At 74.7% G+C, this 21672-nt stretch carries 19 protein-coding genes; 11 read left to right on the forward strand and 8 right to left on the reverse strand.

Annotation, left to right across the window (positions count from 1 at the left end):
- Positions 1 to 23 precede the first annotated feature (23 nt).
- Complete coding sequence (gene dnaE / locus ACZ4UX_RS11415; protein WP_352290743.1) at positions 24 to 3581, forward strand: DNA polymerase III subunit alpha; 3558 nt, start codon at positions 24 to 26, stop codon at positions 3579 to 3581.
- 10 nt (positions 3582 to 3591) lie between these two features.
- On the opposite strand, the gene ACZ4UX_RS11420 is transcribed toward dnaE, so the two are convergent.
- The 3 genes from ACZ4UX_RS11420 to ACZ4UX_RS11430 form a co-directional block, all read right to left on the reverse strand.
- On the reverse strand, positions 3592 to 3837 hold the full coding sequence (locus tag ACZ4UX_RS11420; RefSeq protein ID WP_465706459.1) for a hypothetical protein: 246 nt from the start codon (positions 3835 to 3837) through the stop codon (positions 3592 to 3594).
- 64 nt (positions 3838 to 3901) lie between these two features.
- Positions 3902 to 4660, reverse strand: coding sequence for a class I SAM-dependent methyltransferase (locus ACZ4UX_RS11425; RefSeq protein ID WP_465706460.1), 759 nt, complete (start codon positions 4658 to 4660; stop codon positions 3902 to 3904).
- Between the two features lie 591 nt (positions 4661 to 5251).
- Complete coding sequence (locus ACZ4UX_RS11430; RefSeq protein WP_465706461.1) at positions 5252 to 5896, reverse strand: lysophospholipid acyltransferase family protein; 645 nt, start codon at positions 5894 to 5896, stop codon at positions 5252 to 5254.
- A 122-nt stretch (positions 5897 to 6018) separates the two neighbouring features.
- Here ACZ4UX_RS11430 and ACZ4UX_RS11435 point away from each other — a divergent pair, with 122 nt between their 5' ends.
- Positions 6019 to 7500 carry a phosphatase PAP2 family protein gene (locus tag ACZ4UX_RS11435; protein WP_465706462.1) on the forward strand — a complete coding sequence of 494 codons (1482 nt, stop codon included), beginning with the start codon at positions 6019 to 6021 and terminating at the stop codon, positions 7498 to 7500.
- Positions 7501 to 7737: 237 nt separating this feature from the next.
- Positions 7738 to 7947: a hypothetical protein gene (locus ACZ4UX_RS11440; RefSeq protein ID WP_359804680.1), complete on the forward strand. Its 210-nt coding sequence runs from the start codon at positions 7738 to 7740 to the stop codon at positions 7945 to 7947.
- A 140-nt stretch (positions 7948 to 8087) separates the two neighbouring features.
- On the opposite strand, the gene ACZ4UX_RS11445 is transcribed toward ACZ4UX_RS11440, so the two are convergent.
- Positions 8088 to 8477, reverse strand: a complete 390-nt coding sequence (locus ACZ4UX_RS11445; RefSeq protein ID WP_329491386.1) for a winged helix-turn-helix transcriptional regulator — start codon at positions 8475 to 8477, stop codon at positions 8088 to 8090.
- A 158-nt stretch (positions 8478 to 8635) separates the two neighbouring features.
- Between ACZ4UX_RS11445 and ACZ4UX_RS11450 the strand changes: the two genes are divergently transcribed.
- Complete coding sequence (locus tag ACZ4UX_RS11450) at positions 8636 to 9499, forward strand: SDR family oxidoreductase (protein WP_465706463.1); 864 nt, start codon at positions 8636 to 8638, stop codon at positions 9497 to 9499.
- Positions 9500 to 9554: 55 nt separating this feature from the next.
- On the opposite strand, the gene ACZ4UX_RS11455 is transcribed toward ACZ4UX_RS11450, so the two are convergent.
- From ACZ4UX_RS11455 to ACZ4UX_RS11465, 3 genes are all read right to left on the reverse strand, one after another.
- Positions 9555 to 10124 (reverse strand): MepB family protein, encoded by a 570-nt coding sequence (locus tag ACZ4UX_RS11455; RefSeq protein WP_465706464.1) that lies wholly within the window; start codon positions 10122 to 10124, stop codon positions 9555 to 9557.
- A gap of 52 nt (positions 10125 to 10176) precedes the next feature.
- A complete protein-coding gene (locus ACZ4UX_RS11460; RefSeq protein ID WP_465706465.1) occupies positions 10177 to 11313 on the reverse strand; it encodes a DUF6745 domain-containing protein in 1137 nt (378 codons plus the stop codon).
- Between the two features lie 127 nt (positions 11314 to 11440).
- On the reverse strand, positions 11441 to 11767 hold the full coding sequence (locus tag ACZ4UX_RS11465; RefSeq protein WP_359834735.1) for a hypothetical protein: 327 nt from the start codon (positions 11765 to 11767) through the stop codon (positions 11441 to 11443).
- 154 nt (positions 11768 to 11921) lie between these two features.
- Here ACZ4UX_RS11465 and ACZ4UX_RS11470 point away from each other — a divergent pair, with 154 nt between their 5' ends.
- From ACZ4UX_RS11470 to ACZ4UX_RS11500, 7 genes are all read left to right on the forward strand, one after another.
- On the forward strand, positions 11922 to 12875 hold the full coding sequence (locus ACZ4UX_RS11470) for an STM4015 family protein (protein ID WP_465706466.1): 954 nt from the start codon (positions 11922 to 11924) through the stop codon (positions 12873 to 12875).
- Positions 12876 to 13001: 126 nt separating this feature from the next.
- A complete protein-coding gene (locus tag ACZ4UX_RS11475) occupies positions 13002 to 13943 on the forward strand; it encodes an STM4015 family protein (protein ID WP_465706467.1) in 942 nt (313 codons plus the stop codon).
- 15 nt (positions 13944 to 13958) lie between these two features.
- The gene (locus tag ACZ4UX_RS11480; RefSeq protein ID WP_465706468.1) at positions 13959 to 15251 is read left to right on the forward strand and encodes an STM4014 family protein; all 1293 of its coding nucleotides are present in this window, start codon (positions 13959 to 13961) and stop codon (positions 15249 to 15251) included.
- A gap of 74 nt (positions 15252 to 15325) precedes the next feature.
- Positions 15326 to 16240: an STM4013/SEN3800 family hydrolase gene (locus ACZ4UX_RS11485; protein WP_465706598.1), complete on the forward strand. Its 915-nt coding sequence runs from the start codon at positions 15326 to 15328 to the stop codon at positions 16238 to 16240.
- Complete coding sequence (locus tag ACZ4UX_RS11490) at positions 16237 to 17571, forward strand: STM4012 family radical SAM protein (RefSeq protein WP_465706469.1); 1335 nt, start codon at positions 16237 to 16239, stop codon at positions 17569 to 17571. Before ACZ4UX_RS11485 ends, ACZ4UX_RS11490 begins: the two co-directional genes overlap by 4 nt.
- Complete coding sequence (locus tag ACZ4UX_RS11495) at positions 17568 to 18527, forward strand: STM4011 family radical SAM protein (RefSeq protein ID WP_465706470.1); 960 nt, start codon at positions 17568 to 17570, stop codon at positions 18525 to 18527. The genes ACZ4UX_RS11490 and ACZ4UX_RS11495 overlap by 4 nt, the downstream gene beginning before the upstream one ends.
- 127 nt (positions 18528 to 18654) lie before the next feature.
- Entirely contained in the window at positions 18655 to 19038 is a 384-nt protein-coding gene (locus tag ACZ4UX_RS11500; protein ID WP_329491376.1) for a VOC family protein, read from the forward strand.
- Between the two features lie 260 nt (positions 19039 to 19298).
- On the opposite strand, the gene ACZ4UX_RS11505 is transcribed toward ACZ4UX_RS11500, so the two are convergent.
- On the reverse strand, positions 19299 to 21605 hold the full coding sequence (locus tag ACZ4UX_RS11505; protein WP_465706471.1) for a TnsA endonuclease N-terminal domain-containing protein: 2307 nt from the start codon (positions 21603 to 21605) through the stop codon (positions 19299 to 19301).
- Between the last annotated feature and the right edge of the window lie 67 nt (positions 21606 to 21672).

Here is a 21672-nt window from a genome sequence, read left to right on the forward strand (position 1 = left end):
GCACCGACAAGGAGCCCACCGCCGTGTCCGACACGTTCGCACACCTGCACGTCCACACCGAGTACTCGATGCTGGACGGAGCGGCGAAGAACGGGAAGCTCTTCGCGGAGGCCGAGCGGCAGGGCATGCCGGCCATCGCGATGAGCGACCACGGCAACATGTTCGGCGCGTACGAGTTCTTCCACGCCGCCGCCAAGACCGGCGTGAAGCCGATCATCGGCATCGAGGCCTACGTCGCCCCGGCCTCGCGCTTCCTGAAGAAGCAGGTGTTCTGGTCCCCCGGCGGCCAGCGCCCGGCGAGCTCCGACGGCGAGGGCGGCAAGGACGTCTCGGGCGGCGGCCGCTACACCCACATGACCATGTGGGCGCAGAACGCGACCGGTCTGCGGAACCTCTTCAAGCTCTCCTCGCTCGCGTCGATGGAGGGCTACTACATGAAGCCCCGCATGGACCGCGAGCTGATCGCGGCCAACGCGACCGGCATCATCGCCACCACCGGCTGCCCCTCGGGCGAGGTGCAGACCCGGCTGCGGCTCGGGCAGTACGACGAGGCGGTCAAGGCGGCCGGCGCCTACCAGGACATCTTCGGCAAGGAGAACTACTTCCTGGAGCTGATGGACCACGGCCTGTCCATCGAGCAGGACGTCCGCCAGGACCTGCTGCGCCTGGCCAAGCAGCTGAACATCCCGCTGCTGGCGACCAACGACTCGCACTACGTCACCGCCGACCAGGCGGACGCGCACGACAGCCTGCTCTGCGTCGGCGTGGGCAAGAACAAGGACGACCCGAACCGGTTCAAGTTCCAGGGCACCGGCTACTACATCAAGACCGCCGACGAGATGCGCGAGCTGTTCCGCGAGCTCCCGGAGGCCTGCGACAACACGCTGGCGATCGCCGAGCGGGTCGAGTCGTACGAGGACGTCTTCACCTACGTCGACCGGATGCCGCAGTTCGACGTCCCCGAGGGCGAGACCCAGGCGTCGTTCCTGCGCAAGAAGATCGACGCCGGGCTGAAGGTCCGCTACGGCGACAACCCGAGCCAGGAGGTCCTGGACCGGATCGAGCTGGAGATGGGCGTCATCTCCCCGATGGGGTTCGACGCCTACTTCCTCGTGGTCGCCGACATCTGCCAGTACGCCCGCGACAACGGCATCCCGGTCGGCCCGGGCCGAGGCTCGGCGGCCGGCTCGATGGTCTCCTACCTCACCCGGATCACCGAGCTGGACCCGCTGGAGCACGACCTGCTGTTCGAGCGGTTCCTGAACCCCGAGCGCATCAACCCCCCGGACGTCGACATCGACTTCGACGACCGCCAGCGCGACCAGATGGTGCGCTACGTCACCGAGAAGTACGGCTCCGCCTACACCGCGCAGGTCAACACCTTCGGCACGATCAAGGCCAAGGCCGCCGTCAAGGACGCCAACCGCATCCTCGGCTACCCGTTCGCGATGGGCGACCGGATCACCAAGGCGATGCCGCCGGACGTCATGGGCAAGGGCGTCCCGCTCGCGGACCTCTTCAACGAGAAGCACCCGCGGTACAACGAGGGCACCGAGATCCGCTCGCTGTACGCGAACGAGCCCGACGTCAAGAAGATCATCGACACCGGCCTGGGCATCGAGGGCCTGATCCGCGGCACCGGTGTGCACGCCGCCGCCGTCATCCTCTCCTCGACCCCGCTGCTCGACCTGATCCCGCTGCACATGCGGGACAAGGACGGCGTGATCATCACCGGCTTCGACTACCCGTCGTGCGAAGCCATGGGCCTGATCAAGATGGACTTCCTGGGTCTGCGGAACCTGGGCATCATCGATCACTGCATCAAGATCGTCAAGGCCAACCGGGGCATCGACGTCGACATCGAGAAGATCGCGCTCGACGACCCCACCACCTACCAACTGCTCGCCCGCGGCGACACCCTGGGCGTGTTCCAGCTCGACGGCGGCCCCATGCGCGCCCTGCTCAAGCTGATGAAGCCCACCGAGTTCGCCGACATCTCCGCCGTCTCGGCGCTGTACCGGCCGGGCCCGATGGGCATGAACTCGCACACCAACTACGCGCTGCGCAAGAACGGCCAGCAGGAGATCATCCCGATCCACCCCGAGCTGGAGGCCCCGCTCAGCGAGGTCCTCGGCCCCACCTACGGTCTGATCGTCTACCAGGAGCAGGTGCAGCGAGCCGCGCAGGTGCTGGCCGGCTACAGCCTCGGCCAGGCCGACCTGCTCCGCCGCGCGATGGGCAAGAAGAAGAAGGAGGTGCTGGAGAAGGAGTTCGTCCCCTTCCACGCGGGCTGCAAGGAGCGCGGCTACTCCGACGAGGCCATCCAGGCGGTCTGGGACGTGCTGGTCCCGTTCGCCGGCTACGCCTTCAACAAATCGCACTCCGCCGCCTACGGCCTGGTCTCGTACCAGACGGCCTACCTCAAGGCCAACTACCCCGCCGAGTACATGGCGGCGCTGCTCACCTCGGTGGCGGACGACAAGGACAAGATGGCGGTCTACCTCGCCGAGTGCCGCCAGATGGGCATCAAGATCCTGTCCCCCGACGTCAACGAGTCCGTGGTCGACTTCACCGCCGTCGGCAGCGACGTCCGGTTCGGCCTGAAGGCCGTCCGCAACGTCGGCGTGCCGGTCATCGAGTCCCTGGTCAAGACCCGCAAGGAGAAGGGCAAGTACGCCTCCTTCGCGGACTTCCTGGACAAGGTCGAGCTGGTGGTCTGCAACAAGCGCACCGTCGACTCCCTGATCAAGGCGGGTGCCTTCGACTCGCTCAGCCACACCCGCCTGTCGCTCAGCACCGTCCACGAGAGCGCGATCGACGCCGTCACCGGCCTGAAGAAGCAGCAGGCGATCGGCCAGGACGACCTGTTCGGCGCCCTGGACACCGGGGACGGCGGCGCACCGGCCATCGGGCTGGACTTCGAACTGACCGACCGGGAGTGGCCGCGCCGGCAACTGCTCAGCCTGGAGCGGGAGATGCTCGGCCTGTACGTCTCCAGCCACCCGCTGGACGGCGCCGAGCACATCCTCTCCCGCAACCGCGACACCTCCATCGCCGAACTCCTCGGCTCCGGCCGCACCGAGGGCGAGGTGCGCCTCGCCGGCCTGATCACCGCCGTCGACCGGCGGATCAACAAGGCGGGCAACGCCTGGGCCATCATCACCCTTGCCGACCGCGACGGCTCGGTCGAGGTGCTCTTCTTTCCCGCCACCTACAACCTGATGGCCGATCAGATGGTCGAGGACAACGTCATCTCGGCCCGGGGCCGGCTCAATGAGCGCGACGGCTCGCTGAGCATCTTCGGCCAGGAGATCACCACCCTCGACGTCTCCTCCGCCGAACTCGGCACCAAGCCGCCGGTGCAGATCACCGCGCCGCTCGGCAAGATCACCCCGACCGTGGTGGGCGAGCTGAAACTCGCCCTCCAGGCCCACCCCGGCGACGTCCCGGTCCGGCTGCTGACCACCAACTGGGACAAGGACACCCTCTACGAACTCGGCTTCCTGGTGAATCCCGACAACGGCCTCGCCTCGGACATCAAGACCCTGCTCGGCACCAACTCCTGGGCGGGCACCCTGTAGCGGGCCGCGTTCAGCCCTCCGGCCGGACCGGCGTCCCGGCCCGCCGGCCCAGTGCGCGCAGCACCTGGACCGGCAGGCCGGGGTTCCCGGCCGCGACCGCCGCCGTGTCGGGCTCGCACAGCAGGGCGACCAGGACGGCGGCGGGCAGCCGGGGATTGCGGGCGGCGGCATGACGGACCCCCGCCCCCGGGTCGTCGAGCAGCCGGACCGCCGACGCCGCGGAGAGCCGCGAGTCCGACGCGACCCGGCACCGCACCTCCTCGGCGGAGTCCCGGCCGAGCCGCTCGACCAGCTCGGCCGTCGACTCCCCGGCCGCGAGTTCACAGCGGTTTGCGGGCCTCGATGAGGAAGCGTGCGGAGTAGGCGACGAACGAACCCTCGGCGCGGATCTGCCGGTCCAGGTCGTGGAGCCGGTCGCGATGGGCGGCGACCGTGAAGCCGGGCACCATCCAGATGACCTTCCGGAGGAAGTACACGACCGCGCCGATGTCGAAGAACTCCATCCGCAGCCGCTCGGACCGCAGGTCCGTCACCTCCAGCCCGGCGGCCCGGGCGTCGGCGCTCTCGGTGTCGGGGTGCCGCGCCAGGCGGGCCTCCGGCTGCGGGCCGAGGAAGTACTCGACCAGCTCGAACACCGAGGCCGGGCCGACGTGCTGCGCGACGTACGTACCACCGGGCCGCAGCACGCGGGCGATCTCCGCCCACCAGACCGTCGCCGGGTGACGGCTGGTCACCAGGTCGAACGCCCCGTCGGCGAAGGGCAGCGGGGGTTCGTCCGGGTCCGCGACCACGATCGCTCCCAGCGGGTGCAGCAGCCCGGTCGCCCGGGCCACGTTGGGCGGCCACGACTCGGTGGCGACCATCGCGGGCGGCAGGGGACCGGCGCCGGCCAGCACCTCGCCGCCGCCCGTCTGGATGTCCAGCGCCGCCGAGGCCGCCGCCAGCCGCTCCCCCAGCAGGCGTTGGTAGCCCCAGGTGGGGCGCTGCTCGGTGGCCCGCCCGTCCAGCCAGGAGAAGTCCCAGCCATCGACGGACACGGCCTCGGCCTCGGCAATCAGCTCCTCGAACGTACGCGACATAACCGCATCATCGCGGCCCCCGACAGGCCCGGCCAACCGGATTTCCGCAGGCGGGGCCGCCGCCGAGCGGAGCACCGGCCGTCCCGGCGCGGCCCGGCGGCCTCCTCGTCGAAGGGGCCGGCGGAGGAATCGGCGACAGAGGAGCCGCCCCGCCGCGAGAGCGTCGGCGGTCGCGGAGCCGGGATCGCCGCCCGGGCCCAGCAGGGTTCCCGGGGCGGACGCGCGGGGCCGGGCCCGGGAAGTCACCCGGTGTCCCCGGCGGCCGACGGAGTGCGTGGCGGTGATCCACCTGCGCCGGGCGGTCCGTGCCGCGGGGCTTCGGCCCAGTCGCGGGGGGCAGCGGGTGGGGGCGCCGGGGGGGGGTGCGCCGCTGCTGGTCGCCCGGGAGGCCCCTCCGGTGGTCGGGGGGCGGGGCGCCGCCGAACGTGGCACCGTGCCGCGGAAGCCCGCGCGGTCGGGTGCTGCGGCCCGGCGTCGGGCCGATTCCTCGGCTGCGGTCCCGGGGCCGACCGGCCCGCTCGGGTCGCCCGGTCGACGAAGAGGCCGGTTGACGCAGAGCCGGCCGACGCGGTGGTGCGCCGCGGCTCCCCGTCAGGCGGCGGCGTTGCGGGCGGCGGTGGCCCAGGCGGCCGTGACGGCGCGGTGGGCGGTGGCGGTCGCGGTGGCGAGGTCGTCGTCCAGGTGCAGCGGGGCGCCGAGGTGGACGTGCAGGGCCGGGCGGCGCGCCGGGGCGGTGGTGAGGCCGGCGAGCTGCTTGACCGTGCCGCCGGAGCTCAGGCGGCGGGCGCCCGCCTGGCCGAGCGGGACCACCGGTGCGCCGGTGGCCCCCGCCAGCCGGGCGAGGCCGCTGCGGAACGGGCCGGGCGCCAGCTCGCCGGAGTCGGAACGGCGCGGCAGGCCGCCCTCGCCGTAGATGAGGACCAGGTGTCCGGCAGCGAGGGCGTCGGCGGCCCGGTCCAGGGCGTCGGCGGCGTGCTCGGTGCCGCGGTGGACGGGGATGTGCCCCTCGTGGCGCAGCAGCCGCCCCAGCAGCGGGACGCGCCAGAGGCCGGCCGTCGCGAGCACCACCGGTCGCGCGCCGAGGCGGTGCAGGGCGGCGAACACGATCGCGGGGTCGGCGAGCGAGGTGTGGTTGGCGGCGACGATGCTCCCGGGTGCGAGCACGGCCTCGGGGTCGGCGCTCACCCGCAGGGAGCCGAAGGCGGGGACGAGGAGGGCGGCGGTTCGGCTGAGCATGGCTGGTGGGTCCTCCGGTGGGCGGGTGAGCTGCCCCCAGTGTTCGCCGTTCCGGCCCGGCACGCCTGAGTACCCGTACTCAATGCCGCGCAGATCTGCGGGAGCCCGACTAGGCTCGCCGGATGAGGCGACTCGACGCAGTGGACCGGGCTTTGTTCGACCGAGTGGCGCTGGCGCGCCTGCGCCATGCCCAGCCGTGGCTACGGCGCTTGAGCCGGGCCGCGGACCACGGGGTGCTCTGGATGGGCACGGCCGCCGTGCTGGGGGCGGTCGGCGGCCGGGCCGGGCGGCGGGCGGCGCTGCGCGGGGTCGGGTCGCTGGCGATGGCCTCGGCCGTGGCCAACATCGCCGCGAAGCAGCTGACCCGCCGTCCGCGCCCGTTGCTGGACCAGGTGCCGGTGGTGCGGCAGTTGCTGCGGCAGCCGGTGACGAGTTCGTTCCCGTCCGGCCACTCCGCCTCGGCCGCCGCGTTCGCGACGGCCGTGGCGATCGAGGCGCCGCTGCTGGGCGTCGTGGTGGCGCCGGTGGCGGCCGCCGTCGGGGCGTCCCGGATCTACACCGGCGCGCACTACCCCGGTGACGTGCTGGCCGGGTTCGCGCTGGGTTCGGGGCTGGCGGCCCTGACGCTTCGCTGGTGGCCCCGGACGAACGACCGGCCGCCGCTCGCCGGCCCGCCGCCCCGGCCGGCGCCGGCGCTGACCGAGGGGGCCGGGCTCTCGGTGGTGGTCAACAGCGGTTCTGGGAGCGGGGCGTTGCTCGCCGACGGCCCGGAGGACACCGCGGCCGTCCTGCACACGCTGCTGCCGCGCGCGCAGGTGCGGGTCTGCGGACCGGACGACGACCTGCCCGCCCTGCTCGCCGAGGCGGCCGACCGGGCGGCGGCGGACGGCGGCGCGCTCGGGGTCTGCGGCGGCGACGGCAGTGTCAACCTGGCCGCCTCCCTGGCGGTCGAGCGCGACCTGCCGCTGGCCGTCTTCCCCGGTGGCACGCTCAACCACTTCGCGCTGGACCTCGGGATCGAGTCGCTGGAGGCGACGGCGGGCGCCGTGGAGGCCGGCTCCGCCTGCGGGGTCGACCTGGGCCTGGCCGTCGACGGCACCGAGCGGCGGATCTTCCTGAACACCTTCAGTCTCGGCGTGTATCCCGAACTGGTCCGGCTCCGCGAGTCGTTGGAGGGCCGGCTGGGCAAGTGGCCGGCCCTGGCGGTGGCCGTCGCCCGGGCGCTGGGGAGCGCCGAACCGGTCACCGTCGAGGCCGGCGGACGCAGCCGGCGGCTCTGGCTGCTGTTCGCGGGCAACGGAGCCTACGACCCGCCGGGCTTCGCCCCCACCCGGCGGACCGGCCTGGCCGACGGCCTGCTGGACATCCGCGTGGTGGACGGCGGCAGCCCGTTCGCCCGGACCAGGCTGGCGGCGGCCTTCCTCTCCGGCACGCTGTCGCGTTCGCGGGTCTACCACTCGGCCCGGCTGACCGGCCTGGGCCTCGACTCGCTCGGCGACGCCGACCGGATCGCGGTGGACGGCGAGAGCCTGCCGGCGGCCGGTGCCCTGCGGCTGGGCAAGGCGCCGAACGCCCTGACGGTGTACCGCCCCGCGCCCTCGTAGCGCGCGGGGCCGTGGGGGCCTGCCGGAGGCAGCCCACCGTAGGCGCCGCCCGCGGCCGCGGTCCGGACTCTGGGTAAAGCCCCGGGCCGGGCCGGCCGGGTCGGCCGGGCCGCGGTCCGGTCGCGGTCCCGGTCGGGGGGCGACACGCAAGGCGCACCATTCGGGTGACATTCCCCGGCGGTGCCCGCCCCGAGTCCCTAGTGTGCAGAGCAAGTTAGCCTACGAAGGGGTTACGCCATGTACCGTACCGTCCGCACCGTCGCCGTCCTCCTGGCCGCCATCGGCGCCGCCGCTGCCGTCCCGACCCAGGCGTTCGCCGACGGCCCCGAGGTGACCACCACGACCATCACGGTCATCGGCACCGGCAACCAGCTCGCCGGGGCCGACATCTTCAACACCGGTGGCGACAACGTGGTCGGCTCGTTCAACGGCAACGAGATCTCCTGACCCTCCGAGAACCGACCGGTACCGGGCCGTACCGGTACTGCCCGGACCGCCACCACCGCCCGCGCCCCCCGGCGCGGGCGGTGGTGTGCTGTCGGCCCGCTTCGCGGTCACCCCGGCGGCGCCGGCGGATCCACCGAGGATCAGCGGGGCGGCGCGCTGTCGTACTCCTCGCGGGCCTGCGCGACGCGGTCCAGATTGGCGGCGGACCAGTCGGCGAGGGTGGCGAAGAGCGGGGCGAGACTGTCACCGAGTTCGGTGATCTCGTACTCGACGCGGGGCGGCACTTCGGCGTGGTACGTCCGCCGGACCAGCCCGTCGCGTTCCAGCTGGCGCAGCCGCTGGGTGAGCACCTTGGGGCTGATGTCCGCCACCCGCCGCTGCAGTTCGACGTAGCGCTGGCGGCCGTGCGCGTGGAGCGTCCACAGGACCGGGGTGGTCCAGCGGCTGAACACGAGATCGACCACCGGGCCGATCGGGCACGCCCGCACCGGATCGGTCGTTCCGTCCGCCGCCCAGGCCATCTCGCTCATGCCGCCCCCTCCGAGCCGGGTCACTTTCCTCTAGGTACCTACTGTACGCAGGCTGTTAGCGTCGTCCTGTCGCCACCGAGGGATCCCCTCAGGTGGCTGCAACTCCCCTGAGAACAGCGGGAATTGATGACAACGAAGTGCGAAGGACGGGGACGGACATGATCGTGGTGACGGGTGCGACGGGCAATGTCGGACGACCGCTGGTGCAGGCGCTGGCGGCGGCGGGCGAGCAGGTGACGGCGGTGTCCCGGCGGCCGGCGGACGCCACCCTGCCGGACGGCGTGCGACACCACCGCGCCGACCTCGCGGACGCGGAGAGCCTGCGGACCGCCCTGGACGGCGCCGACGCGCTGTTCCTCCTCCTCTCCGGCGAGCTGCTGACCGGCGGTGAGAGCCCGGCCGCGCTGGTCGACGTGGCCAGGTCCGCGGGTGTGCGGCACGTGGTGCTGCTCTCCTCCCAGATCCTGGGCACCCGGCCGGTGCCGCTCTCGCACGCCCGGCTGGGCGCCTTCGAGCAGGCCGTCCGGGAGTCCGGGCTCGACTGGACGATCCTGCGGCCGAGCGGCTTCCACTCCAACGCCTTCGCCTGGGCGGAGCCGGTCCGCACCGGCGGGACGGTGCCGGCACCGTTCGGCGATGTGGCCCTGCCGACCGTGGACCCGGCGGACCTCGCCGCCGTGGCGGCCGTCGTCCTGCGCGGCGACGGGCACCACGGCCGGACGTACGTGCTGACCGGGCCCGCGCCGGTCTCCCCGCGCGAGCAGGCCGCCGCCCTCGGGGAGGCGACCGGCGTGCCGCTCGCCTTCGTCGAGCTGAGCCGCGAGGCCGCCCGGGCGCACCTCCTGGCCTTCATGCCGGAGCAGGTGGCCGACGGCACGCTCGACATCCTCGGCGCACCGACCGACGCCGAACGGCAGGTCAGCCCGGACGTGGAGCGCCTGCTCGGCCGCCCCGCCGGCACCTTCGCCGACTGGGCCCGGCGCAACGCCGCCGCCTTCCACCGGACGAGCCCCGCCGAGTGACCGGCGGTCGGGGGCGGCCGGCGGTCGGGGCGGCCCCGTCAACGCCCGGCCGCCGCTACCGCCGGTAGAGCTCCCGGGCCCGGGCGAGGTCGACGGGGCCGCCCTCGGGCAGGTGCAGGAAGTGCTCCAGCTGCCACGCCTGCGCGCTGCCGGCCTGCCGGTTGCTGGTGGTCACCCAGGGCGGGTAGACGCGGAAGGCCCGCTTCCCGCCCGAGCCGCCCACCGCGACGACACCGTGTCGGCGGAGGGCGTCCATGGGCAGGACGAACTGGCCGGCGTGGCGACCGTCGCGGGTGCCGATGACGAAGAGGTCGACGGGGTCGGTGGCGTCAAAGGGCTGGATGGGCCCGCCCGGGGACCTCTTCCAGACCGTGACGAACTGGCCGGCCTTGGTGGGGGTCGTCCTGGCCGCGCGGAAGCGGACCGGGCGGCCGTCCAGGGTGAAGGCGTGGGCGGCGTAGTCGGCGCTCTCGGCCTCGGGGACCGGCCGGGTGCAGGTGAACCCGCAGGGGTCGTAGACGAGCGCCTTCGCCGCACGGAGATCGCCGTGGACCCGGTCGGTGTCCGACCACGGTTCGAGGCGGCCCGCGCGGGGACCGGCCGGGTGCTCGTCGTTCGTCGCCATGGCTTCACCCTGTCACAGCCGCCCGGCCCGCCCGGGCCGGGCAGGCGACCGCTCAGGTCTCGCGCCGGGGGTGGTACTCCGCCTCGGGTATGCCGAAGGTCCAGGCGACCCCGGCACGGGCCGTGCGGGTGCTCGGCGGGACCCGCAGCCAGTAGGTGCGGAAGGTGCCGTCCGGCTCGGCGGTGGAGTTGACCACCTCGACCATCACCACCGCCTCGTCGTCCGGGAGTTGGATCCGCCAGAGCACACCGGTCTCGTCGCGGTGCAGCGGCTCGGCGCCGGAGTCCGCCAGGTACCGCTCGTAGCCGTAGTGCTCCAGCAGGACGCGGCGCAGCTCAGCGTTCTCCTCCGTCCGGATCCGCTCGACCGTGACGCCGCCGAGGCCGGACAGGAAGTCGGCCGGGACGGGCATGCCGCGCCAGGCGTGCAGGGCGAAGCCGTCGGCGAAGCCCAGGGCCGGGCCGTCGGCCCGGTCGAGCCGGCCCGCCTCGTCGCGGTGCAGCGCGACCGGCCGCTCGCTGACCAGGGCCACGCCCTCGTACGGCCACCACCAGCCGGCCTCGCCCGCGACCTCGGCCAGCGCGCCGATCCCGGCCGGCGCGTCGATACTGGCCGGCGCGTCGATCCCGGCCCGCTCCGCCGGTGCACCGGCGAGCACGCCGGCCGCCTCGAAGGCGGCGAACCACGGCGCGTCGTGCTGGCCCCGGACGGCGTCCAGCAGCGCCAGCCGGACGGCGGTGCGACGGGCGCGGGCCGCGTCGGCCTCGGGCTGGTCGACCTCGTCGAGGTCGGGCTCGGGGGCGAGCCGGTCGAGCACCGCGTCGCGGATCCGCCCGGCCAGCGCGTTGGTCACCGGGCCGATCTCACCACCGGTCAGCGACCAGAGCGGGGCCCACCCGGCCGGCCCGACCCGCTCCACGGCCCGCCGCCTGGCCGCCTCCCACGGCAGCGTCCGCACGGCCTCGCGGACGCTCACCGCACCCGCGGCCCGCAGCTCCAGGGCCGCCTGCGCCGCCGCCGGCGGCGAGCCGAACCAGCGGACCTCGGCCGGCTCGGCCAGCCCGGCCGCCCGGTAGGCGGCCCGCACCGCGCGCTCGACCGCGACCCGGTCGGCCGCCCCGGTGGCCGCCGCGCGCGCCCGCCAGCGGGCCGTCACCTCGGCCGGCCCGACCGTCTGCTCCGTCACCATCACCTGCTCCTGTCCCGGCCGGGCCCGTGCCCGGCCGACCCACTCGTTCCGTCCACCGCCACCACCCCGGGAGCCGCCGGCCCCCGGCCCGCCCCGCCGCCCGCGGGCCCCGCCCGCCCGGACCTCGTCAGTCCGCGACGACGCGCACCGCGCCCGGCACGTACTCGCGCTGGCGCACCACCCGGTACCAGCCCTTGGGCAGCGGTATCGCGGCGTGCTCCTCGTGCACCACCCGACCGCCCTCGGGCAGGTGCAGCCAGGCGGCACCGAACGGCCCGGCCTCCCGGCGCAGCTCCCCCGGGCCGACCACGGCGTGCGCGTGGCCGGTGACCTCGCCGAGCGCCAGCACCAGCCGGCCCCGCGCGTCCCGTGGCTGCGCGGCCAGCGCCGCCACCCGCGGGGGCACCGCGGCCTCCGCCGTCGGCACGATCAACACGTCACCCTGGCGATACATCAGTCCTCCCTGACCGACCCGACGGGCGTCGGAATCTCACGGTCCGAAACGTAGAACAGGGGTCCGACAAACGCGCCCGGGTCCGCCCCGGCGACCGGTTTGTCGGACCCGGCTGGTAGACAGTTGTTCGGCCCGCATCCCGGAGGAGCAGCGCATGACGGTCGGCAAGCACATCGAAGAGTTCCACGGCCTCCCGGTCCTCGACTTCGTCCAGGCGGTCGAGGACGGCACCGGCCTGCCCGAGGCGGCGGCGGTCGCCTGGAAGGTCGGCATCGAGTTCGACTCGCCGACGTCGTTCGTCGAGCGCTGGCAGCAGTTCCTCGACGCGGTCGACACCGAGCGGGTCACCGCCGTGGTGGTCGGCGAGTGGTCCTCCGACGGGCCGGAGAGCTTCACCGGGCCGCTGGCCGCGATCCTCGCCGCCGCCGACCGGCTGCCGGCCCTGCGCGCCCTGTTCATCGGCGACATCACGTACGAGGAGAACGAGATCTCCTGGATCAACATGGTCGACGTGACGCCGGTGCTGACGACGTACCCGCTGCTCGACGAGCTGGTGGTGCGCGGCGCCGCGGGCTCCATGGTCGAGGACGACGGGATCGCCCTCCAGGCGCTGCGTCACGAGCACCTGAAGGCCCTGCGGTTCGAGTCGGGCGGTCTGCCCGCCGCGGTGCTGCGGGCGGTCGCGTCCAGCGACTTCCCCGCGCTGGAGCGGCTGGAGTTCTGGCTCGGGGTCGAGAACTACGGCGGCGACTCCTCCCTCGACGACCTGGCACCCTTCCTCGACGGCGCCCGGTTCCCGGCACTGCGCCACCTCGGTCTGCAGAACAGCGAGATCCAGGACGAGATCGCCGCCGCCGTCGCGCACGCCCCGGTCGTCGCCCGGCTCGACTCGCTCAACCTCTCGATGGGCGTCCTGACCGACCAGGGCGCCACCGCCCTGCTGGAGGGCCAGCCGCTCACCCATCTGCGGGCCCTCGACCTGCACCACCACTACCTCACCGACGCGCTCCAGGAACGGCTCCGGGAGGCCCTGCCCGGGGTGGCCGTCGACCTCTCCGAGGCCGGGAGCCCGGACGACCGGTGGCGCTACGTCGCGGTCGCCGAATAGCCGGGCACCGCCCCGCCCACATTTTCACCGCTCACCGCTCACCGCTCACCGCTCGCCGCTCGCCGCTCGCCGCCCACCACTCACCACCTGCCGCTCACCGGCAGCGCACGCAGCACAGGGGACCGTATGCACGCCTACCAGCACCAGCGGGAGTTCCACGGGCTCCCCGTGGTGGAGTTCTCCGGCGAGGCCGGTGCCACGGGCGACCGGCCGGCGCCGGGCGCCGCCGCGTGGCGGCTCGCCGTGCCCTACGGCGCGGGCACCGGCTTCGACGCGCTCTGGAACACCTTCCTCGACACGGTGGACCCGGACGAGGTCCGGGCGCTGCTGATCGGCCCCTGGTGGACGGACGGCTACGGGCCGGTGACCGACGCCCTGGCCCGGGTCGTCGGTGACGCCGGGCGGCTCCCCGCCCTCGAAGCGCTCTTCGTCGCCGACGTGACGTCCGAGGAGTGCGAGATCTCCTGGCTGGAGATGTCCGACGTCACCGTGGTGGCGGCGGCCTTCCCCCGGCTCACCGAGCTGGTGGTGCGCGGTGGCGGCGGCCTGGCGCTCACGCCGTTCCGGCACGACCGGCTGAAGGCCCTGCGGTTCGAGGCCGGCGGGCTGCCCGGCACGGTGGTACGGGCCGTGGCCGGCTCCGAACTGCCCGCCCTGGAGCGGCTGGAGCTCTGGCTCGGGGTGGACGAGTACGGCGGCGACTCGACCATCGACGACCTGGCGCCCCTCCTCGACGGCGCCCGGCTCCCGGCCCTGCGCCATCTCGCCCTGGCCAACAGCGAGTACCAGGACGAGATCGCCGCCGCCGTCGCGCACGCGCCGGTCGTGGCGCAGTTGGAGGTGCTGGACCTCTCGATGGGCGTGCTGTCCGACGAGGGCGCCGCCGCCCTGCTGGAGGGCCAGCCGCTGACCCATCTTCGGCTGCTCGACCTGCACCACCACTACCTCTCCGAGGAGCTCCGGCAGCGGCTGCGCGAAGCCCTGCCGGGGGTGGAGCTCGACCTTGACGAGGCCGAGGCGGAGTACGAGGACGACCCCGAGGACCGCTACGTCGCGGTCGCCGAGTAGCCCGGCGCGGTCCGGATGAGCACCCCCCAGACGGCCTCCCCGCAGCCGACCTCCCGCTTGGCGGCCACCCCGCAGGCGCCCGGACCTCAAGCGCCCAGGCCTCAGGCGACCACCCCGCAGGCGCCCAGGCCTCAGGCGCTCCGACCGGCCGCGCCCCCGGCCGGTCCCGGGGAGGACGCGCCGCTGGCCGTCCTCGGCAATCCCGGGCACCGGCGGGTGGCGCTGTTCGCCGCCGCCGCCCGCGCGGCCGGCGTGCCCGAGCCGGTCGTGCTGCCCTGGATCGACGTCCTGCGCGGCCGGTTCGTCGTGCCCGCGGGGAGCCTGCTGCGGATCGAGTCGCCCGGCGAGGACCCGGCCGTGGACGAGCTGCTGCGCGGTCCGGCCCTCGGCCCCTCGTACGCGCCGACCAGGGTGGAGGGCGGCGCGGCCTGGTACAGGGGGGTGGTGGCCGCCCTGCGCGCGGTGGCCCGGGTGCCGGGGGTGCGGCTGCTCGGCGATCCTGAGGAGATCGCCGTGATGTTCGACAAGCGGCGGGCGCACGCACTGCTGGCGGGCGCCGGGGTGCCGGTGCCGCGCGCGCTCGATGGCGCCGGGATCACCGGCTGGGCGGACCTCCGGGAGCGGCTGCGGGCCGCCGGGCTGCGGCGGGTCTTCGTCAAACCCGCGCACGGCTCCTCCGCGTCCGGCGTGGTGGCGCTGGAGTTCGGCCCGCGCGGGCAGGTGCTCGCCACCACCTCGGTCGAGCTGGCCGGCGGGCAGCTGCACAATTCGCTGCGGGTCCGCCGCTACCGGGACGAGCGGGAGGCGGCCGAGCTGGTCGACCGCCTGGCACCTGACGGGCTGCACGTCGAGCAGTGGATCCCGAAGGCCGCCCAGGCGGGCCGCTCGGCCGACCTCAGGGTGGTGGTGATCGCCGGGCGGGCCACCCACGTGGTGGTGCGCACCAGCGCACAGCCGATGACCAACCTCCACCTCGGCGGCGCCCGCGGCAGCCTCGCCGTGGCGCAGCAGGCCGCCGGCCACGCCTGGCCGGGCCTGCTGGAGACGGCCGAGCGGGCGGCGGCCTGCTTCCCCGGTTCACCGATGGTCGGCGTCGACGTCCTGCCCACCGCCGGGTGGCGCCGGGCCGTGGTCGGCGAGGTGAACGCCTTCGGCGACCTCCTGCCGAACCTGACCGGCCTGCCCGGCGGCCCGGCCGAGGGCCTGGACACCTACGCCGCCCAGATCGCCGCGCTACGACACCCGGGCCACCGGCCCGGGCCCGCGAACGACGCACCGACGACGGAACCGATGGAACCCACGCGATGAACCACCAGTACGACCACCGGGCGCCCGCGCCGGCCGCGCCGCCGACACCGCCGGCGGCCGCCGCCGCGCCCGACATGAACGCCGTCGTGGGCACCCACGACCTGCTCCTCGTCACCCTGGACACCCTGCGGTTCGACGTCGCCGAGGAGCTGGCCGCGGCCGGGCGGATCCCGCACCTCGCCGCCGTCCTCCCCGGTGGCCGCTGGGAGCGCCGACACTCCCCGGGCAGCTTCACCTACGCCGCGCACCAGGCGATCCTGGCCGGTTTCCTGCCCACCCCCGCCGCTCCGGGCGGTCCGCACCCGCGGCTGTTCGCCGCCCGCTTCGCCGGGTCGGAGAGCACCGCTCCGCGCACCTGGGTGTTCGACGCGCCCGACCTGCCGGGCGCGCTCGCCGGGCACGGGTACCGGACGGTCTGCATCGGCGGCGTCGGCTTCTTCAACAAGCAGGGCCCGCTCGGCTCGGTGCTGCCCGGGCTGTTCCAGGAGAGCCACTGGTCGCCGGAGATGGGCGTCCCCTCCCCCACCTCCTTCGAGGCGCAGGTCGCCACGGCCGAGCAGGTCGCCGCCGAACAGCCGGCCGGGCAGCCGCTGTTCCTGTTCCTCAACGTCTCGGCGCTGCACCAGCCCAACTGGTTCCACCTGCCGGGCGGCACCCGCGAGGACGGGGACTCCCGGGAGAGCCACGCCGCCGCCCTGGAGTACGTGGACGCCCACATCGGCCGGCTCTTCGCGGCGATGAGCGCCCGCCGGCCGTGCTTCGCGATCGTCTGCTCCGACCACGGCACGGCGTACGGCGAGGACGGATACACCGGCCACCGGATCGGCCACGAGGTGGTCTGGACGGTGCCGTACGCGCACTTCACCCTCCCGGCCCGCCCGGCCGGCCCGGCACCCGCCCCGACCGCAGCCACCCGCCCGACAGCCACCGCCACCGCCACCGCCACCGCCACCGCCACCGCCACCGCCACCGCCGAGGAGACCGCATGACCACGGCCGCGGCCCCGCCGACCGAGTCGCCCTACCGGTCGTACGTCTACGCCTACCCGCACAAGACCGCCTACCGGCGGCTGCCGGAGCGTCCCGCACTGCGCGAGCTGTGGGCCGGCGAGCCGCAGCACGCGCTCTCGCTCTACCTGCACATCCCGTTCTGCGAGGTCCGCTGCGGCTTCTGCAACCTGTTCACCCGGATCGGCAGCCCCGAAGGGCTGACCACCGCCTACCTGGACGCGCTCGACCGCCAGGCCGCCACCGTCCGCGAGGCCCTGGACGACGGCGCCCGGTTCGCGCTGGCGGCGTTCGGCGGCGGCACGCCCACCTACCTCACCGCCGGCGAGCTGGAGCGGCTCTGCGACATCGCCGAGCGGCGGACGGGCGTCGACCTGCGGGCGGTGCCGCTCTCCGTGGAGGCCTCCCCCGCCACCGCCACGGCCGACCGCCTGGAGGTGCTGGCCGCGCGCGGCGCCACCCGGCTGAGCCTGGGCGTGCAGTCGTTCCTCGACGAGGAGGCCCGCTCCGCCGTCCGCCCGCAGAAGCGCGCGGAGGTCGAGGCCGCCCTGGGGCGGATCCGCGCCGCCGGGTTCCCCGTCCTCAACATCGACCTCATCTACGGCATCGACGGCCAGACCGAGACCGGCTGGCTGCGCTCGCTGGACGCCGCGCTGGCCTGGGAGCCCGAGGAGCTGTACCTCTACCCGCTGTACGTCCGGCCGCTGACCGGCCTGGCCCGGCGCGGCGAGCAGGAGAGCCCGGCCGCCTGGGACGCCCGCCGGCTCGCGCTCTACCGGGCCGGCCGCGACCACCTGCTCGCCCGGGGGTACCAGCAGGTGTCGATGCGGATGTTCCGCCGCGCCGCCTCCCCGCAGGCCGGGAGCGGCGAGTACGCCTGCCAGACCGACGGCATGGTCGGCCTCGGCTGCGGGGCCCGCTCCTACACCTCGCGGCTGCACTACTCCTTCGACTACGCGGTGAACGCCACCGAGGTGCGCGGCATCATCGACGACTACGTGGCCACCACCGACTTCCGGCACGCCGAGGTCGGTCGGTACATGACGCCGGAGGAGGCCCGCCGGCGGCACCTCGTCCAGTCGCTGCTCCAGGCCGAGGGCATGCCGCTGGCGGACTACCGCGCCCGCTTCGGCAGCACGCCCCTCGAGGACTTCCCGGCCGAGCTGGCCGCGTTCGAGGCCCGGGGCTGGCTGGCACAGGACGAGCTGCGCCTGATGCTCTCGCCGGAGGGGCTGGCGCACTCGGACGCGGCCGGTCCGATGCTGTTCTCGCCCGAGGTCCACCGGCTGATGGCCGAGTACGAGGCGAAATGACCTTCCTCGGCATGCCCGCGCCCCGGCCGGCCACCGGCGACGCCCGGTCCGGCCCCGACGCCGTACCCGCGGCGGCCTCCCGGCCCGCGCCGGACGACGGGGGGGTCGACCTGACCCTGCTCTACCGGGGCCCGCTGTCCTCCTGCGACTACGACTGCCCGTACTGCCCGTTCGCCAAGCGGCGTGACACGCCGGAGCAGTTGCGGGCCGACCGGGCGGCGCTGGAGCGGTTCACCGGCTGGGCCGCCGGACGGGCCGGTACCGGCGACACGCTGTCCGTGCTCTTCACGCCCTGGGGCGAGGGCCTGGTGCGGTCCTGGTACCGGCGGGCGCTGGTCGAGCTGAGCCAGCTGCCGCACGTGCGCCGGGTGGCGATCCAGACCAACCTCAGCTGCCGAACCGGCTGGCTCGCCGAGGCCGACCCCGACACGCTGGCCCTCTGGGTGACGTACCACCCCGGTCAGGTCGATCACCGGCGGTTCCTCGCCAAGTGCCGCGAGCTCGACGCGCTCGGTGTGCGGTACAGCGTCGGCGTGGTCGGCCAACCCGGGCACCTCGGGGAGGCCCGCCGGCTCCGCGCCGCGCTCGACCCGGCGGTCTACCTCTGGATCAACGCCGCCGAGGGGCTCACCTACAGCGACGCCGAGGCCGCCGACTGGACGGCGCTCGACCCGCACTTCGGCTACAGCCGGCACCCTCACCCCAGCGCCGGCCGCCCCTGCCGCACCGGGGAGTCCGTGCTCTCGGTGGACGGCGACGGCACCGTCCGCCGCTGCCACTTCGTCCGGGGCGTTCTGGGCAACCTCTACGACGGCTCGTACCGGCGCCAACTGCGCTCCCGGCCCTGCCCGTTGCCGGTCTGTGACTGCCACATCGGCTATGTGCACCTGGAGACCCTGCCGCTCTACGACGTCTTCGCCGGAGGCGTCCTGGAACGGGTGCCGCACGCCTGGTGACGCGGCGTACCCGGCCGCCCACCGCCCGCGCGGTAGCGGCCCGCCACCCTCCGGGCACACCGGGCTTCCGGCGCCGCCGCCCCTGGGCAGATCGGCCCCGGCGTATCTAGCCTGGAGGGAGGAGGCGATGGCAATGCTTGGAGACGCACCGATGGTGGCCATCATCCCGGCGGCGGATCTCGCCCGGGCGAAGCGCTTCTACACCGACACCCTCGGCCTGAAGCTCACCGATGAGAACGAGCAGGACGTCAGCTTCGAGTGCGGCGGCACGGAGTTCGGCATGTACGAGACGCCGAGCGCCGGGCAGGCCGCGCACACGCTGGCCAGCTTCAAGGTCCCCGACCTCGACGGCGAGATGGCGACGCTGCGCGGCCGCGGGGTCACCTTCGAGGAATACGACATGCCGGGTTTGAAGACCGTCGACGGCGTCGTGGAGGCCGAGGGCATGCGCGCGGCCTGGTTCAAGGACAGCGAAGGGAACATCATCTGCCTGAACGAGCGGACCGCGTGAGCGCACGGGCCGCCGGGTAGCACCCGCCCCCGGCCCGCACCGACGGCTCGTACCACCGTGTCGGACACCACCGCCACGCCGGCGCGGGTCTCGGTGTGCCACAGCCGCCTCGCCGGTGGACCGGCTCCGGCGAGGCGGCCGGACCCGTGCCATGACGCCGGTACCGCCGACTGCCGGCGCCGGGGTCGCGAATCTGGCGTACCCGCCCGAGCGGACCCGGCGCGCCGCCCCGGGCGCACGGGGGACCGCACCGGTGCTACCTACCGGCCGCCCATTCCTGCGCCAGGCGCTGCTTCCACCCCTTCGGGGCCGGCCAGGCCACTCCCCAGGCGGCGAGCTGGGCCCGGGTCCACCCGCCTGCCGCCGTTCGGGCCGCCTCGACCTCCGCCGGGGAGGGCACGACCCTCGGCCGTGGGGACACCTCCGGAAAGAGGGGGATCGGCTCCGTCCCCGGCGATGGCGACGGAGGCGGAGGCGCGGGGGCGTCCGGCGCGGGGGCGTCCGGGGCGGGGGCGTCCGGGGCGGGGGCGGACACCGCAATGAGATCCGATGCCGGAGCCGGATCCGACAGCGGGGCGGGAACGCTCGCCGGCGTGCCGCTCCGCAGCCGGTAGGGGTGGGTGCGCCAGACCCAGCCGCGCCGGAGCACCAGCGCGGCGAGGTCCATCGACTTCAGTGGCAGGGCCCCTGCGGCAGACCTGACCTGATGCCAGGTCAGTTCGCCGCCCCTCGCCAGCGCTTCGTCCAGCGCGGCCTCCAACCGGCCGTCGACCGGGCGGTCCTCCAGGAGTCTGCGGGTCCTCCAGGAGTCTGCGGGTCCTCCAGCCGTCGGTGGCCACCAGACCCCACCCGCGGGCCCGGCAGAGTGCCTCCACCGCACGGTACTTGGCGACGTTGACGGCGGTCGCCATCTCGTAGACCGGTTTGACCTCGATCAGGACGCAGCGCCCGTCGGTGGTGGCCACGAGGAGGTCCGGGTAGTAGGTGCGCCGGCGACCGTCGAAGTCGTAGCCGATGGCCAGGGGCTGCTCCTGGTAGTACGCGATCTGCGGGGCGAAGCTGAGCAGTTGGACGACGCGCCACTCGGTCTCCGACTCGTAGGCGACCTCGCGGTCCAGCTTGGGGCAGTGCCAGGACCCGGAGCGCCCGTCCTCCCCGGCCGTGTCCCGCAGGGCCGCCAGCTCCCCGCGCGGCGGGGCGGGCTCGGGCGCTCCGAACCAGCTGACCTCGGCCTCCAGTGCGGCCCAGCGTCGGGCGGCGCGTTCGATCCGCCCCTGCCGTGACAGTTCGCGACGCGCGGCGTCGTGGCGAAGGGCGCGCACGGTCATGGCCTCGGCCGCCAGGTTCTCCGCGCGCAGCTTCCGGGCACCGGCCAGTTGGGCGATCACCAGCGCGGCCTGCCGCACCGGGACCGACGGCAGCAGCACCTCCGCGAGGTCGAGCAGTCGGGCCGGCGCCGGGGGGTCCGCCACCGCTGCGCCGGCGGTCCGGGAGCCGCCGAGCGGATCCGGGCCGTCCCCGGCGGGCGAACCGCCGAGCGGATCCGGGCCGTCCCCGGCGGGCGAGCCGTCGGGCGAACCGTCGGGGCACGGTGGATCATCGACCCGGCTCAGCCCGGCGAGCAGGGTCCGCAGGCTCCGGGTCGCCGGCGCGGCGGTGCTCGCCATGCCGCGCACCGCCTTCACCTGGAGCTGGCGGACCCGCTCCCGCGAGATCCCGAACGCCTCCCCCACCGCCGCCAACGACTCGGCCGGTCCGTCGTGCAGCCCGAGGCGGCGGCAGACGATCTCGCGGCTCCGCCCAGCGGGTATCTCCGCCGCCGCGGCGGCAGCCAGCTCGCGGAGCAGCAGCACCGTGTCGGGGTCGCGCTCGGCGATCGGCGCCCAGTCGGTCGTCAGCCTCGACGCCCCGGGGCAGAGGCACTCCAGGAGCCAGTCGTCCAGCAGCAGACGCGCCTCGCCCTCCCACAGCCGTCGGGCAGCCGCCTGCCGCACCGGGGCGGCCACGACCGCCAGGTCCGCGACGACCGGACGCGCGACGAACTCCGCCCGGCGCTCGGCCCGCAGCTGGTGCCCGGTCGTCCGCTCCCACTCGACCCGCACGTCATCGAGCCGGGCCGACCACTGCGGCCCGGCTGCGGGCTCGCCGCGCGTGGGCCTGGCCGGGGCAGGCTCCCCGGGGGTGGCCGCCGGAGCGTCACCGGCGGCCCGTCGCCGGCGCAGCCCGCGTGGGGGACGGCGGCGCGCGTCGAACACGCTCCGCCACGGATAGTCCGGGTCGGCGGCCAGGCGCGCTCGGAGCCACTCCAGCTCGGCGCTCCCGACCAGCGCGGCACCGGAGGCCGGTCCGCCGCCGGAAGCCGGACCGTCCTCGACCAGCGCGGCCTCGGGCAGCTCGGCCTCGGGCACGAGGCGGGCCAGCCGGGCGCCGATGGCCCCGGTCGTCCGGCCGTGCCGCCCGGCCAGTTCGGTCAGGTCGAGACCCTCCCGAACACCGTCGACAAGCCGCCCGGTCTCCTCGTCGCTCCACGCGCGGCCCTGCCGCGACGCGGGTGGCGGACCCTCCACGTTCCCCCCCGGGTTCGTTCACGAGGGATCCAGTATGCCCGCCGCCACCGACAGGACGCCGCCGCAC

The organism is Kitasatospora sp. NPDC028961 (assembly GCF_055564815.1).

Bases quoted from the DNA above. Each gene is read 5' to 3' on its own strand.
- ACZ4UX_RS11470 (WP_465706466.1), top strand. From the start codon at position 11,922: ATGACGGTCGGCAAGCACATCGAAGAGTTCCACGGCCTCCCGGTCCTC.
- ACZ4UX_RS11455 (WP_465706464.1), bottom strand. From the start codon at position 10,124: ATGGCGACGAACGACGAGCACCCGGCCGGTCCCCGCGCGGGCCGCCTC.
- ACZ4UX_RS11485 (WP_465706598.1), top strand. From the start codon at position 15,326: ATGAACGCCGTCGTGGGCACCCACGACCTGCTCCTCGTCACCCTGGAC.
- ACZ4UX_RS11445 (WP_329491386.1), bottom strand. From the start codon at position 8,477: ATGAGCGAGATGGCCTGGGCGGCGGACGGAACGACCGATCCGGTGCGG.
- ACZ4UX_RS11460 (WP_465706465.1), bottom strand. From the start codon at position 11,313: ATGGTGACGGAGCAGACGGTCGGGCCGGCCGAGGTGACGGCCCGCTGG.
- ACZ4UX_RS11495 (WP_465706470.1), top strand. From the start codon at position 17,568: ATGACCTTCCTCGGCATGCCCGCGCCCCGGCCGGCCACCGGCGACGCC.
- ACZ4UX_RS11480 (WP_465706468.1), top strand. From the start codon at position 13,959: ATGAGCACCCCCCAGACGGCCTCCCCGCAGCCGACCTCCCGCTTGGCG.
- ACZ4UX_RS11465 (WP_359834735.1), bottom strand. From the start codon at position 11,767: ATGTATCGCCAGGGTGACGTGTTGATCGTGCCGACGGCGGAGGCCGCG.
- ACZ4UX_RS11500 (WP_329491376.1), top strand. From the start codon at position 18,655: ATGGCAATGCTTGGAGACGCACCGATGGTGGCCATCATCCCGGCGGCG.
- ACZ4UX_RS11425 (WP_465706460.1), bottom strand. From the start codon at position 4,660: ATGTCGCGTACGTTCGAGGAGCTGATTGCCGAGGCCGAGGCCGTGTCC.
- ACZ4UX_RS11450 (WP_465706463.1), top strand. From the start codon at position 8,636: ATGATCGTGGTGACGGGTGCGACGGGCAATGTCGGACGACCGCTGGTG.
- ACZ4UX_RS11440 (WP_359804680.1), top strand. From the start codon at position 7,738: ATGTACCGTACCGTCCGCACCGTCGCCGTCCTCCTGGCCGCCATCGGC.
- ACZ4UX_RS11435 (WP_465706462.1), top strand. From the start codon at position 6,019: ATGAGGCGACTCGACGCAGTGGACCGGGCTTTGTTCGACCGAGTGGCG.
- ACZ4UX_RS11490 (WP_465706469.1), top strand. From the start codon at position 16,237: ATGACCACGGCCGCGGCCCCGCCGACCGAGTCGCCCTACCGGTCGTAC.
- ACZ4UX_RS11475 (WP_465706467.1), top strand. From the start codon at position 13,002: ATGCACGCCTACCAGCACCAGCGGGAGTTCCACGGGCTCCCCGTGGTG.
- ACZ4UX_RS11430 (WP_465706461.1), bottom strand. From the start codon at position 5,896: ATGCTCAGCCGAACCGCCGCCCTCCTCGTCCCCGCCTTCGGCTCCCTG.